Source organism: Salmonella sp. SG203, assembly GCF_013350575.1.
In the GTDB taxonomy this organism is placed as follows: domain Bacteria; phylum Pseudomonadota; class Gammaproteobacteria; order Enterobacterales; family Enterobacteriaceae; genus Salmonella; species Salmonella enterica.
Window position 1 is genome coordinate 1 of the sequence record NZ_SNMT01000119.1, and the last position, 336, is coordinate 336.

1 rRNA gene is annotated in these 336 nt (G+C 53.6%); it reads right to left on the reverse strand.

Annotation, left to right across the window (positions count from 1 at the left end):
- Positions 1-336, reverse strand: a 23S ribosomal RNA gene (locus HV477_RS28115); the annotation flags it as partial.

Consider the following 336-nt stretch of genomic DNA (forward strand, 5'->3'; position numbering starts at 1 on the left):
CCTGCAACTTAACGCCCAATTAAGACTCGGTTTCCCTCCGGCTCCCCTATTCGGTTAACCTTGCTACAGAATATAAGTCGCTGACCCATTATACAAAAGGTACGCAGTCACCCCACCCCAAAGCACTCACCGCTTGTTTTGTGTGTTGGGCGTCGCAAACGACGCTCCGCCACCGCGATGCTGCTTTGCAGGGCCTTCAACACCAGAGAATGCTTTGGTGGTGGGGCTCCCACTGCTTGTACGTACACGGTTTCAGGTTCTTTTTCACTCCCCTCGCCGGGGTTCTTTTCGCCTTTCCCTCACGGTACTGGTTCACTATCGGTCAGTCAGGAGTAT